Origin of the sequence: Luteibacter sahnii (assembly GCF_034063545.1) — a bacterium.
Taxonomy (GTDB): domain Bacteria; phylum Pseudomonadota; class Gammaproteobacteria; order Xanthomonadales; family Rhodanobacteraceae; genus Luteibacter; species Luteibacter sahnii.
Genome location: NZ_JAQLOK010000009.1, coordinates 1 through 15,125, shown reverse-complemented (window position 1 = coordinate 15,125; position 15,125 = coordinate 1). Strand labels below are relative to the sequence as shown.

12 protein-coding genes are annotated in these 15,125 nt (G+C 62.3%); 9 read left to right on the top strand and 3 right to left on the bottom strand.

Annotation, left to right across the window (positions count from 1 at the left end):
* Window positions 1-18: 18 nt before the first annotated feature.
* From PI246_RS16705 to PI246_RS16695, 3 genes are all read right to left on the bottom strand, one after another.
* Window positions 19-1,539 carry a tryptophan halogenase family protein gene (locus PI246_RS16705; RefSeq protein WP_320552458.1) on the bottom strand — a complete coding sequence of 507 codons (1,521 nt, stop codon included), beginning with the start codon at window positions 1,537-1,539 and terminating at the stop codon, window positions 19-21.
* 102 nt (window positions 1,540-1,641) lie between these two features.
* Entirely contained in the window at window positions 1,642-4,674 is a 3,033-nt protein-coding gene (locus tag PI246_RS16700; protein WP_320552457.1) for a TonB-dependent receptor, read from the bottom strand.
* A gap of 244 nt (window positions 4,675-4,918) precedes the next feature.
* A complete protein-coding gene (locus tag PI246_RS16695) occupies window positions 4,919-5,941 on the bottom strand; it encodes a LacI family DNA-binding transcriptional regulator (RefSeq protein ID WP_320552456.1) in 1,023 nt (340 codons plus the stop codon).
* 826 nt (window positions 5,942-6,767) lie between these two features.
* Here PI246_RS16695 and PI246_RS16690 point away from each other — a divergent pair.
* The 9 genes from PI246_RS16690 (at window position 6,768) to PI246_RS16655 (ending at window position 15,034) form a co-directional block, all read left to right on the top strand.
* Window positions 6,768-7,241, top strand: coding sequence for a hypothetical protein (locus PI246_RS16690; RefSeq protein WP_320552455.1), 474 nt, complete (start codon window positions 6,768-6,770; stop codon window positions 7,239-7,241).
* 260 nt (window positions 7,242-7,501) lie between these two features.
* Complete coding sequence (locus PI246_RS16685) at window positions 7,502-9,091, top strand: DUF6531 domain-containing protein (protein ID WP_320552454.1); 1,590 nt, start codon at window positions 7,502-7,504, stop codon at window positions 9,089-9,091.
* Between the two features lie 3 nt (window positions 9,092-9,094).
* A complete protein-coding gene (locus tag PI246_RS16680) occupies window positions 9,095-11,857 on the top strand; it encodes an RHS repeat-associated core domain-containing protein (protein ID WP_320552453.1) in 2,763 nt (920 codons plus the stop codon).
* Window positions 11,854-12,333: a hypothetical protein gene (locus PI246_RS16675; protein ID WP_320552452.1), complete on the top strand. Its 480-nt coding sequence runs from the start codon at window positions 11,854-11,856 to the stop codon at window positions 12,331-12,333. Before PI246_RS16680 ends, PI246_RS16675 begins: the two co-directional genes overlap by 4 nt.
* 92 nt (window positions 12,334-12,425) lie before the next feature.
* Window positions 12,426-12,986: an RHS repeat-associated core domain-containing protein gene (locus PI246_RS16670; RefSeq protein ID WP_320552451.1), complete on the top strand. Its 561-nt coding sequence runs from the start codon at window positions 12,426-12,428 to the stop codon at window positions 12,984-12,986.
* Window positions 12,923-13,159 (top strand): hypothetical protein, encoded by a 237-nt coding sequence (locus PI246_RS18505; protein ID WP_369335412.1) that lies wholly within the window; start codon window positions 12,923-12,925, stop codon window positions 13,157-13,159. Before PI246_RS16670 ends, PI246_RS18505 begins: the two co-directional genes overlap by 64 nt.
* Entirely contained in the window at window positions 13,156-13,683 is a 528-nt protein-coding gene (locus tag PI246_RS16665) for a hypothetical protein (protein WP_320552450.1), read from the top strand. The genes PI246_RS18505 and PI246_RS16665 overlap by 4 nt, the downstream gene beginning before the upstream one ends.
* A gap of 98 nt (window positions 13,684-13,781) precedes the next feature.
* Window positions 13,782-14,705, top strand: coding sequence for an RHS repeat domain-containing protein (locus tag PI246_RS16660; RefSeq protein WP_320552449.1), 924 nt, complete (start codon window positions 13,782-13,784; stop codon window positions 14,703-14,705).
* 194 nt (window positions 14,706-14,899) lie between these two features.
* Entirely contained in the window at window positions 14,900-15,034 is a 135-nt protein-coding gene (locus tag PI246_RS16655; protein WP_320552448.1) for a hypothetical protein, read from the top strand.
* Window positions 15,035-15,125: the final 91 nt, after the last annotated feature.

The following is a 15,125-nucleotide window of genomic DNA, read 5'->3' as shown; positions in this document are numbered from 1 at the left end:
TGGCAATCGCGGTGGCCCTCACGTGGCCACCCTGTCGGCGCGGCATTCGCGATCGATGAACTGTTGGTGCGTCGGCATGAGGTCGACGTTTTTCGACACGACCTCGCGCACGCCGTGGAGGAACCGGGGCAGGTCGGCGTCGGGCATGAGATCCACCAAGGGATCGTAGCCGCGGGGCACGATGCCCTGCCCGATCATGACCTGCACCCAGCTGACGCTACCGAACATTTCGTCGGCATGGCGGAAAAACCGGCCACTATGGCGAAACAGGTCGATGTTGGCCTGCAGCGATTCGGGGATCGGCATCGTGCGGCAATGGTTCCAGAACGGCGAATCGTCCCGTGTGGTAGCGGTGTAGTGCAGCACGAGGAAGTCGCGGATGCGCTCGCACTCGAAACGCGTCTGCGCGTTGAAGCGGTCCTGCAACACCGGGTCCATCAACCCGTTGGACGGAAAAAGCTGTAGCAGTCGCGAGATGCCCGACTGGATCATGTGGATGCTGGTGGATTCCAGGGGTTCCATGAAGCCGCTGGCGAGGCCGAGCGCCACGACGTTGCGGTTCCATGACTTGTTTCGCATCCCGGTCGTAAAGCGCAGCGGGCGGGGATCGCCCAGGGGCGTGCCGTCGAGATTCGCCAGCAGGCACGCTGCCGCCTCGTCGTCGCCCAGGTACTGGCTTGCGTAGACGTAACCGTTGCCCGTGCGATGTTGCAGCGGAATACGCCATTGCCACCCGGCCGGCCGCGCGGTCGATCGCGTGTAAGGGGTCGGTGTTTCCACGCGCTCGCATGGCACGGCCAGCGCGCGGTCGCACGGCAACCAGTGCGTCCAGTCCTCGTAGCCGGTGTGCAGGGCGTCTTCGATGAGCAGGCCACGGAAACCGGAGCAATCGATGAAGAGATCGCCCTCGATGCGCTCACCGGACTCGAGCACGACCGCGCTGACGTGACCGGATTCCGGATGCAGGTCGACGTGACGTACCTTGCCTTCGGTGCGCCGCACGCCGCGCGCTTCGCTGTAGGCCCGAAGATAGCGTGCGTACAGCGCGGCGTCGAAATGGTAGGCATAGCCGATGCCCGCCAAGGGATTGCTGGCCGGCACGTCGACCGGGGCAGGCAGGAACCTGCCACGTACCGCCGCCACCGTGTTGACGGAATAATCGAGCAGCTCGCCGGCGTGACCGGCCATCCGGCCCTTGAGCCAGTATTGGTGGAACGGCGTCATGCCGACATCGTGGCCGATGACGCCGAAGCCATGCATGTAGCTGTCGCCGGGCTTGCCCCAGTCGCGGAACTGGATGCCCAGCTTGAACGTGCCCTGCGTGCGGGCGACGAAATCGGCCTCGTTGAGGCCGAGCATCTGGTTGAAGGCCTTGATGTGCGGCACGGTGGCCTCACCCACGCCGACGGTGCCGATGTCCTCGGACTCGACCAGCCTGACGGTGGCGCGCTGGCCTAGCACCCGCGATAACGCCGCGGCGGCCATCCATCCGGCGGTGCCGCCCCCGACGACGACGATGTGTGTGGTGGCTTGGCTCATCGCGGGCAAGACATCGAAGGGGAAAGAAGGGCACCCGCGGGGAGACGCGCGGGTGCCAAGAAAGGCGCGTCCGGCCCGTTGGCCGGACGTGCCGCGACGCGGTTAGAACTTGAAGCCGGCCGTGAAGCGCGCGGTGCGCGGCACGAACTGGATGTTGCCCTGCTTGTTGAACACCACCGGCGTACCCGGGGGGGCCAGCGGGTTGTTGCCGAAGTTCGTGTTGTAGTCGGCGAAGTTCTTCCAGTTGAACACGTTCAGGATATCGAAGCGGATGTAGAACTTCGTCTGATCGTTGTCGTTGATCGGGAAGTCCTTCGTCGCCTGCACGTCGATGTCGCGGTAGCCCCAGATCTTTCCGCCCACCAGGAACTTCGAACCCGGCGGCGTATATGCCATCGGACGCGCGCTCTCGCCGGTCGGGAACACGTAACCGTTGCCGTAACCCACGGCGCCGTTCCACGGCAGCGGGGTGGCAAGGGTCAGCTTCGCCGAGAAGCTGAAGCCCCACGGACCGTCGATCGAGCCGGTGGCGACGAAGCGGTGCTTCGATGCCGCGTTCGAGGTGACGAACGGATAGGCCTGGATCGTCGGTTCGTCGAACGAGTAGTGTTCGCCGATGTCACGGTTCTGCTTGGCGCGGGTGTAGGTGTAGGCGAAGTTCGCGCCCCAGCCCGACTCGTGCGTGTACGGCTTGTCGGCCGAGATCAGCACCTGGGTGCTGCGCGTGCGGATGCCGTTGTTGCCGACGATCATCGAGCCGAAGCCCGGGATGCCGTTGCTCCACGGCTGCGAACCGTTCTGGAAGAACGAGCCGTCCGGGTACCGGTTGCCGAGCGTGAAGGCGAAGCCGTCGTACGACAGCACGCGCGTCACGGTGACGTCGGTGTTCCAGTCACCCACCTTGTTCGACATGCCCAGGCTGTACTGATCCGAGTACGGGGCCTTCAGGTTGTTGTTGAGCATGTCGACTTCCTGGCCCTTGTTCGACCCGGCGACGAGCGCCTGGAGGTTCTGCAGGCCATTGAGGTAAGCCGGGTCCCACGCCACGCAATTGGTGTTCGGGCCGACGGTACACGGGCGGTCCGGGATGTTGAAGAAGATTTCCTGGTAAGGCAGCGCCGACTTGGTCTGCTCCAGCTGCAGGTAGTCGTACAGGTTACGGTCGTACGAACGGCCCGCACCACCGTGGATCACGTGCTCTTCGTCGGCGAACAGGTCGTACGAGAAGCCCAGGCGCGGCGCCCACTGGTTCGGCGCATGACGGTTGTGACCGTTGCTGACGTAGTCGCGATAGTCGATGCCGCCCTTGGCCAGCGTCTGCGCATAGGTCTGGCCCGGAAACTGGTCCTGCGCGTTCTGGTCGAGCGAGTTGAAGCCGTCGATGACGTTCTGCGGGGTGACGTAGTTGAGGTACGAGGGGGTCTTTTCCTTGTCCCAGCGCACGCCCAGGTTCAGGGTGAGGTGGTCGTTGACCGACCAGTCGTCCTGGATGTAAGCGCCGTACTGTTTGCTGTTGGTTTCCGCGATCGGGTTCAGGCCCGGCACCGGGTTGGAGAACTGCGCCTTGTAGGGCAGCGCCTGGGTGCCGTTCGGATCGACGTTGTAGAAGAACTGCGGGTTGGTGTCCTGGGCGTCCTGCGCGTGCAGGGTGACGTCCTTGTACTTGTAACCCACCTTCACCACGTGATCGCCGTGCCAGGTCAGGTCGTTGAAGGTGAAGTCGTCCTGGATCGAGGGACCTTCCTGGCCCTTGATCTGCGTGGCCAGCGGCGAGGCGGCGCCGATGCCGATGATCGCCGCGTCGTTGAGCGGACGCCACTGGTAGTTGTAGCCATTGCCGTAGTTGATCGGCAGCGGGTCATTCGACGAGTTTTCGTAGCTGGCCTTGAACTCGTTGAAGTACCACTCGCCGCTATGCTGCCAGCGGAAGGTGCCGCGGGTGTCGTGGTTGGCGGTCACGATCGACTGCGACAGCGACTGACCGGCGCCGATGTTGTCGGCCTGGGTTTCGCGGCGCACCTGGGTGCTGATCTCGATGCGATCGCGGTCGGAGAATTCCCAGTCGATCTTGCCGAAGTAGAGCTTTTCGTCGAACGGCAGGTTGGACGGGCCCAGAGCGGCCTGCGCGGCGGCGGGCAGCAGGCCGATGGCGCTTGCCGGCACGTCCGAACCCGGCGTGACGGTGATCGGCGTGTCGAACTTCTTCTGCTCGAAGGTCATGAAGAAGTGCATCTGGTCCTTGATGATCGGGCCGCCGAGCGAGAACCCGTATTCCTTCTCGAACGAACGCGCCTTCTCACCGTCCTCTTCAGCCGGCGTGCGGCTGCGGAACTTGTCCGCCGTGTAGGTATAGAACGTCTCGCCGTGGAATTCGTTCGTGCCCGACTTGGTCTCGGCGGTGATCGCGGCCGACGACACCTGGTCATACTCGGCCTTGTAGTTGGAGGTGATCACCTTGTACTCGCCGATGGCGAGCTGCGGGAACGGGTTGCCCTGGCTGGCGACCTGTCCGGACACGCCGCCGGCCTTCACATAGCTCTTCTGGCCCACGCCGTCGATGAAGACGTTGACCGAACTGTCGTTCTGCGCACCGCCGCGCAGGGACGTGTGGCCCTGGGCATCGACGCTGAAGACCATGCCGGGCACGGTGTCGGCGAATTCGAGGAAGTTGCGCGACACCTGCGGAATGGTCTGGATCTGGTGCAGCGAGATCGTCTTGGCCACTTCCGGCGTGCGCACTTCGGTCAGGGTCGTCGCATTGACGGTGACGCCTTCCATCGCCGTCGGCGAGGTCGCATTGGCGGCCGGGGCGGCGGCGGGCGCGGCCAGGTTCAGCGTGGCCGTCGAGGCGACGGTCAGCGTCACGCTCTGCTGGGTGCCGGGGCCGGCGTCGACCTGGTAGGTCGCCGGGGGAAGGCCATTGATGATGTAGGCACCGTCGGCATCGGCCGTGGCCTTGCGCGAGAGGCCAGTCTGCGGATTGAACGCGGTGACCGTGGCGCCGGGCGCGGCCTTGCCGCGCAGCGTGGCGACCACGGTCTGCGCATAGGCCGACGGCGCGATCGCCGCGGCAGTGATCGTCGCGGTGATGACGCCCGCGAGGAACTTCTTCTTCAACTGCATCGAGGCTTTCATTGCTTCCCTCTCCCCAAACGTTTTTCTGAGTGTTGTGTGATCCGGTCCATCGGACATGACTTGCGTTGGCCGGCCTGTACGGCCGTCGTTCCGGTGGCTTCGGCTAGCCACTCTGGTTGAATCGTTGTGTCCCTTGCCGCCCCACGCGATGTTCGGCGGGGTCCGGCGGCATGTTCGCTGCGTCCTGAAAGGCGCCGTCCTGGGAATCCAGTCCGCGACCCGGCAAGTCGCGTGTCGACGGGTATCAGTCCCGTCGTCGTATCGGTTCGTTGCCGCCGCAGGAGGCGCGGACCACCAATTCGGTGCCGACCACGGCCCGCGGTTCGGGCGGGGCGTCGTCGGGTGCTTCGATGGCGCGCACCAGCACCTCGAGCGCGGCTTCGCCCAGTTCGGCGATGCGCACGCGTACCGTGCTGAGCGCGGGCGTGACGTAGCGCGCCATGGGAATGTCGTCGAAGCCGGTCACCGCGATGTCTTCGGGCGCGCGCACGCCGGCTTCGGCCAGCGCCGAGAGGCAGCCGATGGCCATCATGTCGTTGGCGGCGAAGATCGCGTCGGGTCGCGGCTGCATCGCCAGCGCCTCGCGACCGGCGCGGTAGCCGGATTCTTCGGTGAAGTCGCCGGACAGGATCGTGGCGGTGTCGGCGAGCCCGGCGCGGCCGAGCGCGTCGCGGTAGCCGCGCTCGCGCTCCTGCACGTCGTGGTTCACCTTCGGGCCGGCGATGAAGACGATGCGCTGGCGCCCAAGGCCGATCAGGTGCTCGACCATGGCGAACGCGCCGCCGTGGTCGTCCACGTCGAGCGCGGCGTGCCGCTCGGAGCGAACGTGGCTGTTGATCAGCACCGTCGGCAGCACGATGGGCAGGTTGTCGTCCAGGAACGCGCTGTCGGCATGCGGAGACATCACCAGCAGGCCGTCGACGCGACCCTGCATGGCGCGCAGGGCCACGGCCGCCTCGGTAGCGTCACCGTGCGAACTCGACACGAGCAGGTACAGCCCGCGTTTGCGCGCCGCCAGATCGATGCCACGAATGAGTTCGGAGAAGAACGCGCCATGCAGGTCGGGCAACAGGGCACCGATGGTCTGCGTGCGGCGGGTGATCAGACTGCGGGCGGCGCTGTGCGGCACGTAGCGCAGGCGGGCGGCCACCTCACGGATGCGTTTCTGCGTTTCGGCGGTAACGCCGCCGTGACCGTTGAGCGCGCGCGACACCGACGCCACCGATACGTTGGCCATCCTCGCGACATCTTTGATCGTTACGCTCACCGGCTACGCGCCCTCTACCCCTGCCCCGGAATGGGCCTATGGGCGCGCAACGTAAACGTTTTCACGCAAGGTGTAAAGCGTGTTAAATCAACGGTTTGTTGCAATGCACGAGTAACGGTTCTTACATTGCATACCAGTTTGCGAAGCGCCTCGAAAAATCCTTCGATCTCAGCCACTTGAGTGGACTACCGTGCCGTATTGCAACGCAGCACGGTTGCGTTGTCGGTGTCGTCGACGTGGCAGCGTGCCGTCTGCGGAATGGCCCGGCGCGAGGTCGAATCATTGGGGTACGTCCTGCGGTGCACGGTCACTCCCTTGTCGTGGCTGATCAAGCTAACGCAGGGGTCCGGCTGGCGATCTCAGCGAGCTGCTTCGACTTAACGGGGGCCGAGGTCGACGTGACGCAGCGACAGGCGTTGCTCGCCCTGGCGCTCGAATGGGGATGGCTTCGCTAGCGCCGCAACGACATGCGCGCTTTAGACGGAGTAACACGCTGAGGATGTGTCGAGCCCGGCCGTTGGGTTTAAGGCGTTTCTCAATCCCATCGCTATGCCGATTAAGGCTAGCAATAACCCTGAGCACTGACAGACGAAAGCAGGTCGGCTCTGTACGGTGCGCGCGCAGGCCATGCCAGTTGAGGCTCACTCAGCAAGTCAGGGCGACGGCGGATCGTTGCACCAAGACCATTGATGCATGGTGCCTGCCTGGCGCATGGCATGTCGCCATGCTTCGGACGTGATGGAGAGAGCCATTGAAGGTAGTACGTTGTAAGCGGATAGTTGAACGTTCAGCGAAGCTTGGATTCGTGTGCGGACTGGCGACTCTCGTGCAAGCGCTCCCGGCGGCGGATTGGCAGGACGCGATGTCGCGTCCGCTTTCGCCTGTCGCTCGTTTGTCCATGGACAGGCGCATCGATCTGGAACGGATACTCACGGAAAAGACAAGGCTGATCGTCGAAAAGCAGGATCGCATCGACGGGCAGGGCGCCATCGGAATCCCGTCGGTGCACTTCAGCGATGATGGAACCATCCTCTTCGTCGATTTGACCAAAGGTTACGTGCCGGACATGAATGGGGCGGAGTTGGAAGACAACCTCATGTCGATCCACAGCGAACTGACGTACGACCTGGAATCGATCGCGCCGGTGTATCACGTCGAATTCCTGTTCGGAGGTAAGGATATTTACTACTACTTCCCTGAGGACTGGCGGCCGAACCCCGCAGAGCGTTCTTCAAGAGCAGAGACGTCGTCGACGCGGGCGCCGGTTGCGGCAACCGGCCGTCCAGCGTTTTCGATATAGGCAAAGCTTCCCAACGACGCGCAAGCAACGCCGCGACGCGATCCCGCGATAGGGACCATGCCGTGTTGGCCATGACGGGCCTCGTTCATCCATGCCCTTCGGTCCAAGGGTGAGCGTGTCCTCCGTCTTGCCGAATATGCGTGTGTCTGCTGCGCTTTGGGCTGGTAAAACGTGCGGCCCCAACGAGGGAACGCTTTTACCCGCCCTGGCGAGATCGGTCGCATCGATGATCCCGCTGTCCGAACAAGGAAACGAAAGACATGCATGGATTCATCGTTGGATGGCGCGTTTGCTGCGCACTGGTACTGTCGCTGGTCTCCCCGTTCGCACTGGCGGGCGAGTACTACTACACACTCGATAGCCAGGGTTCCAACCCATCGGCCATTCATTATCCATCGGCAGATGCAGCCTGCCACGTGGCCTACGACGCGGCGGCGTCGCGACCGGCGAATCCGGACAGGATACTCCAGCCATACGCGTCGCCGACCTTGCAAGGCGAAATTCCACCCAATATCCAGATTTTCATGTGCTCTATCGTCTGGACGGGAGCGGATGGAAACGGTTTCTACAACGAGTCTCGTTTCGTATACCGCAATGGGGATGACTGCACGGCCAGCGAGTCGTTCAATCCGCAAACGGGTAAATGCGAGAGTCCCGATGCCGAGCAGGATCGCAAGGAACTGGGTGACCCCACCAGTGCTGCCAACGTCGGCTTCGTATCGTGCGGCGACCCCGTCAATCCGGCCAATGGCAACGTATACGAGTCGGAAGTCGACTATGCGGACGCCGCCGGCACGTTGCGGTTCGAACGGTCATACAACAGCAATGGCCAGTTTGGTGGCTGGTCGACCACGCTCGATACGAGAGTGGTCGTGGACGGGGATCCGTCGTTCCGAGGGGCCGTGGTCGTGTTCCAGGATGGCCGTAGCGCGTTGTTCACGAACAAGAACGGCGTTCTGACGGCGGACGGCGGCGAGTTCGGTTCGCTCCAGAAGACGGCCTCGGGCTGGGTGTATCGATCGCCGGCCGACGACGTCATGACGTTCGATGCCGGCGGTACGCTGACGCGTTGGGACTTTCCGGGAGGCAAATTCATCACGGTGGCGACGACGACCACGCCGCCGTTCGACCAGTCGCAGGTGGTAACCGACGACATGGGGCGCTCCTTCGTCTACAACTCGTCACTGGCGTTGCCCAAATCCTTGGTTGTGGGCGATCTCACCATCAGCTACAGCGTCGACTCGATGCGGCGCCTGACGGGAATCACCAAGGTTCGCGGGGGGTGGTCATCCAGCCGAAGCTACCTCTACGAAGACACGCGGTTTCCGACCAAGCTGACGGGCATCGTCGACGAGCGCGGTATCCGGGTGAGTACATGGTCGTACGACGCGTCCGGTCGAGCGATATCGGCGACCGAAGCCGATGGGTCCGGGCGCTTCTCTTTTGCCTACAACAGCGATGGTTCGACGACCGTGACCAATCCGCTCGGGCATCCGGTGGGATACCACTTCGGCATCGTCCAGGGAGCGAAGCGGATTACCGCCATTCAGGGCGAGCCGGTGGCGGGCTGTCCTGCCGCGAATTCCACGTTTGCCTATACCGCCAACGCGAAGCTGGCCAGCCGGACGGATGCCGTGGGACATACGACCACCTTCAGTTACGACACCCAGGGCAGGGAGACGTCGCGTACGGAGGCAAAGGGCACGTCGGCCGAACGTACCATCAGCACGACCTGGGACGGAACGAGCTTCCGGCCGAAGACCGTCACCACGCCGGACCGGCAGACCACCTACAGCTACGACGCGCAGGGCCGCCTGCTGTCGACCACCCTTCATTCGGTCAAGGACTGACACATGAACCGCACGCTTCGCTGGACCCCGCTGGCCCTCGCGCTCCTGTCGGCCCTGAGCCACGCGGCGACGGTCGACCGCGCCTCGACGATGACCTACAACGCAGCCGGTCTCATTGAGACGGTCGACGGCCCGCGCACGGACGTCGCCGACGTCACGCATTACGCCTACGACAGCCAGGGCCGGTTGGCGACGGTGACCAACGCCCTCGGCCAGGTCACGACCTACGCGAACTACGACCTGTACGGCCATCCCGGCAAGGTGACCGATGCCAACGGGGTTGTCACGGTGCTCACCTACACGCCCGAAGGCTGGCTCGCCACGACCACCCGCGATGCCAACGGGGCGTCGGCGGTGACGACGCTCACCTACGACGCCGTAGGCAACGTCACCCAGACCAAGGACGCCGATGGGGTGGTGCTCAACTACACCTTCGACGATGCCAGCCGCCTGACCGACATCACCGATGGGGCAGGTAACCGCATTCATTACACCCTGGACGCCGCCGGCAACCGGACCCAGGAAGACACGTTGGATGCCGCCGGCACCGTGCGCCGGACCGTGTCGCGGTCCTTCAACAGCCTCAGTCAGTTGCTCACCGTGACCGACGCGCTCCACCGCACCGTTCTGTCGTTCGATACCACCGACGGGTATGACGCGGAGGGCAAGCCCGTCCATGCGCAGGATGCCCAGGGTGTGCAGCAGAAGAAGGGTTACGACGGCCTGGGCCGCCTGGTCAGCACCGTCAACGACTACAACGGCACGAACGCGGCGACGGCCAATGCCCAGACGGTCTCCCAGTACGACGCCAGCGACAATGTGGCGGGTATCAGCGACCCTTCCGGCCTCACTACCGTCTACGACCACAACGGCCTCGGGGATCTCACCGGCATCCACAGCCCCGATACCGGCACGACCGCGTTTACCGTCGACGCAGCGGGCAACCGCATCACGAAGACAGACGCCCGGGGCACCGTCACGACCTACGCCTACGATGCGCTGAACCGCGTGACGTCGGCGACCTACGCCGACCCCAGCCTCAACGTGGCCTACCACTACGACGAGGCCAACACGGTCACCGGCTGCGCCACCTCCTCACCGGTGGGCCGCCTGACCCGCGTGGTCGAGAACGGCGTGACGACCACGTACTGCTACGACCCTCGTGGCAACGTGACCGACAAGCGCCAGACCCAGGGCGCGGTCACGGACGTGCTGCACTACACCTACACCCCGGCGGACCGGCTCCAGAGCGACACCCGCCCGGACGGCACCGTGGTCAGCTATGCACGAAACACGCTGGGCCAGATCACTGGGGTGAGCCTCACGCCGGCCGGCGGCGCCCAGCAGACGGTGGCGAGCAACCTCACCTGGCTGCCGTTCGGTCCCTTGCAGGCCTACACGCTGGGCAACGGGCACACCGTTACCCGGACGTTCGACGCCAACTACCGGGTCACGGACATCGTTTCGCCGGCCCTCGAACTCCACTTCTCGCTCGACGCCATGGGCAACATCACGGGCGTGAGCGAATCGGGTGGCAGCACGGCGACGTACCTCTATGACCCGCTGTATCGCCTGACGGCGGTCCAGGACGCCACGGGCAACCCGGTGGAGGCCTACACCTACAATCTCACCGGCGACCGTTTGAGCAAGGCCGCGCCGGGTACGGCGACCGGCACCTACGGCTACCAGGCCGGGACCCACTGGCTGACGTCGATCGGCACGGCCTCGCGCACGTACGACGCCAACGGCAACACGACCGGCAACGCGGCCGCAGGGCAGGCGTGGGGGTATGGCTACAACGGCCGGAACCGGATGACGGTGGTCCAGCAGAACGGGGCCACGGTCGGCAGCTACCTCTACAACGCGAGCGGCGAGCGGGTACTGAAGAGCGTGGGCTCAGCCTCGACGCGTTTTGTCTACGACGAGGGGAGCCAACTGCTCTCCGAGCTCGGTGGCACGAACGCCCGCGACTACGTCGCGGTGGGTGGCGTGCCGATGGCGGTCGCCGATGGTACGTCGCTTGGCTTCATCACGGCAGATGGTCTGGGATCGCCTCGTGTGGTCACGTCAGCCGCCGGCGCGGTGCTTTGGGCATGGCCATATGCGGCCAATCCGTTCGGTGAGGCCGAGCCGGTGTCGGCGACGGGGTATGTGCTGAACCTGCGGTTTCCGGGGCAGTATCAGGACAGCGAAGCTGGCTTGAAGTACAACGTCAATCGAAGCTTTGACGCGGCAACGGGGCGGTATATTCAAAGCGACCCCGTCGGCCTGACCGCCGGCCCGAGCACTTACGGGTACGTGGCTGGACGTCCCTTAACCGACGTGGACAAGCTTGGTTTGGAGGACTGGTCCTCAACGTTCAACCCTCCACCCCAGATGAATATTCCGAAAACTGATTACTACCACGTCAACATCACGTATTTCGTCGGAAGCGTTTCAGTTATTTACACCAGAAATGGATCACTCTTTATCGGTGGCGGTGCGCAGCACGGATCTCCAAAGTCTGTAACCAACTTCTCTTGGCGAGGTATCGGGGGGGCGTTCACTGCAGGTAACTTAATGGACTGCAAGAGCAATAGTGCCCAAAGCGTCGACAACTTTGTCCAAGGCGCTTCTACGGGCGGATCCGCGTTCTTCTTCGGGGGCGGTGGTGTGTCGTACAACAGTGCAAACACCGCAGTTGAATCTGGGGTCGGCACTCCAGGTGTAACATTCAATGCGGTTGAAGGAATGAATCGTGTATTTACGGGAGGACCAGGTTGGTGAACTCAAAGAAAGCCTTAGGGTTCCTTGGGATAGTGGCGGTGTTGCTCGCAATCGCTGCCTACCCGAGCGTGCATGCCTGGCTCATTGACGACACGAAAATTGTTGTTCCGGGCGGACGGCTGGCCGCTCAGTGGTCGGCTATCCCGAAGAGGCCCGGAGACAATATGGTGGGAACCCTAAGCGTTTTTGACAAGTTATCTCTGGCCGGGGCAGGCGCAAATTTCGAATCTTCGGCGACGGATGAGGAAATATTCTCCTTTTACACCGCTCAGCTTCGTGCATTGGGATGGCTTCTACAGCCGAAGATTTCTGGACGTCGCGAGATCCAGTTTTGCAAGGATGGGATTGGGGCCATCGTTCAGATCGACGAGAATCCGGGGAAGACGTATTACTTCGGTCTGGAATCTGGTAACCAAAAACGGTCCCTTAACTACTGCTGGGATTCCCACCAGAAAGTCGCTCGCAATCCGTCATAAAGTGCAGGTTTCGGGTCGTGCAGAAAGCTGGGCGGTCCACGGTGCGCCACCGGTCAACATCCCCTGCTCGGATCCGTTCGGTTCCCCGTAGGGTGCTGTCGAATGTATCTGGCTTCATCACGACGGACTGCCTGCGTTCGTCTGGTGTGTTCACGTCGGCGGCCGGCGCGGTGCTTTGGGCGTGGCCGTATGCGGCCAATCCGTTCGGTGAGGCCCAGTCGGTGTCGGCGACGGGGTATGTGCTGAACCTGCGGTTTCCGGGCCAGTATCAGGACAGCGAAGCTGGCTTGAAGTACAACGTCAATCGAAGCTTTGACGCGGCAACGGGGCGGTATATTCAAAGCGATCCGCTTGGACTGGCTGCTGGTCCAAGCACGTATCTCTACGTCGACAGAAATCCGCTGGTTCAGTCCGATTCCTTGGGTCTGGACTGGGTATATCATCAGCGCACGGGTCAGCTCGAGCATGTCGACGAAAACGGGAACGTTCGGCGGGTTGGAAATGGATATTCTGGTCAAGGAAACGGCGTCAACAACCCTGACATGCAAACGTTCCGGATTCGGGTCCTCTTCCTCGTGGTCAATACACGATTGGCCAGCAGCGGGACAACCGAACCGGCGCGGGGCATCAGCTGCCGGGCTCAATGCGTCTGAACCCTTCAACTGGGAACGATATGCAGGGGAGGGCTGGATTCCTGATCCATGGGCCGCACGCGAACGATCAAATGGATTCATCAAATGGTTGCCCAATTTTCTCTCGCGATGTTCGCAATCAAATCGGGCAGGGTGTCTCGAGCGGCGACAATCAATTGAGGGTAGTGGAATGACTGTGCAAGTGATTCGTTCTTCGATATGTGTAACAGCTTGTTTGGGCTTGTTCTTTATCGTGTCTTCAGCGGTGGCTGCTACGAGGAATGAACATCAGGTCAAAGCATCTGGTGTAACGGAGCTTCGTGAAAATGCAGGAGGCACTCCTGTTATCGTCAAGCTCCATACCCGAACGCTGTCGGAAGATGATTCACGAAGAACGGGGCAGCTCCCAGGGCTTGCGTGCACTGGAAGCCGAGTTCCCTGCAGTGTTCTCGACGGAATGTCGATCCAGGTCCAAGGTGAGGATGTATTTGTTCCAAAGGCTGCATTTATCGGGCTTTCGGACATCGTGACCGCCTCCATATCTGGCGACAAGAGAAAGTATGTGCTTCGCATAACGGGCGGTGATGCATCTGAAGCCTATCTGGTCTCGCTGGACTTCGATGGCAAGCAGGTTCTTTCACGTAGGGTGGCAAGTCCAACCGAGCCGAATACTCCAGTGGAGGAAAGTACATTTCACACGGTGGTTGTTGGGGATTGACGGCTTTTGAACCCCCCACTCCCCGCCCCCCGGACTGTCGCAGTAATCATCGGTACGGCAGTTGGGGGCAGGTCATTGGCTACAACGGCCGGAACCGGATGACGGTGGTCCAGCAGAACGGGGCCACGGCCGGCAGCTACCTCTACAACGCGAGTGGCGAGCGGGTGCAAAAGACCGTCGGATCAGCCTCGACGCGCTTCGTCTACGATGAAGGCAGCCAGATGCTCTCGGAGCTCGGTGGCACGAACGCCCGCGACTACGTCGCGGTGGGTGGCGTGCCGATGGCGGTTGCCGATGGTGCGTCGCTTGGCTTCATCACGGCGGATGGCCTGGGATCGCCCCGGGTGGTCACGTCAGCCGCCGGCGCGGTGCTTTGGGCATGGCCATATGCGGCCAATCCGTTCGGCGAGGCCGAGCCGGTGTCGGCGACGGGGTATGTGCTGAACCCGCGGTTTCCGGGGCAGTATCAGGACAATGAGGCGGGGTTGAAGTACAACGTTCATCGCAGCTTCGATGCGGCGGCGGGGCGTTACCTTCAGAGCGATCCCATCGGACTCGAGGGAGGAATGAGCACTTACGCGTATGCTCTGGGTGATCCTCTGGCGCATTCCGGCACCCTCGGACTGGATGTTTGGGTTTGTAGAGATCCTGCGTTCGACGGTAAGTTAGGCCCTATTGACCACTACTGGCTGAAAACCGATACGCAGGAGGCGGGAATGGGAACAGCGAAAGCCGGTGCGAATGCTGGTAATCAGTACGATTTTCTCGGGAGTCGGGTCGAGACAGTGTCCCACGGCAATCGTAGTGGGGGGCCAAATGCAGAATGTCGACTGGTTCCAGGTGCAGACGAAGCATCGGTTAATCGGTTGATTTCGCCGGGACGGCCTCTGGGACGGTTCGTACCACCAGTCAACTACTGTCATTCTTTTGTTCGTAACGTGCTGGAACAGTCGAACGGACAGGATCCTTTTGACCGGTCTATGCCTATACCTAGTCCCTACCTGCCGGATCCCTATAAATGAGGTTCTTACTTCCGTATACGTTGGCCGGGTCCATACTTCTATCAGGTTGCCATGGACAAGATGACCGAGCAGTTTTGGACGCCACGCGTGGGTACGTCTGCAACCCGCCTGGTGAAACTACATACGGGCCTTGGGGACAAGCCGGGGTAACCAAGGCTTGCCTCGATGGGAATGGCAAAATCGTTGGAACGTCCATGGCCTCTGAATGGGGGCGAATCTTTTTCGTGGAAAACTTTGACCAGGGGAAAAAACGCTGGGTCGTTGAGTACTACGACAAGGATGGAAGGCTGGAAAAACGTGTAGAAAAGGATTCGCCCGGTAATCTCTAGTCATCGAAGTTTTTTTTTGACCACCCCCCAACTTTTCGAGCCATCCCAAAGTAGGGAAATTCGGCGAAACTAACCCCAACCTACGAGGTGG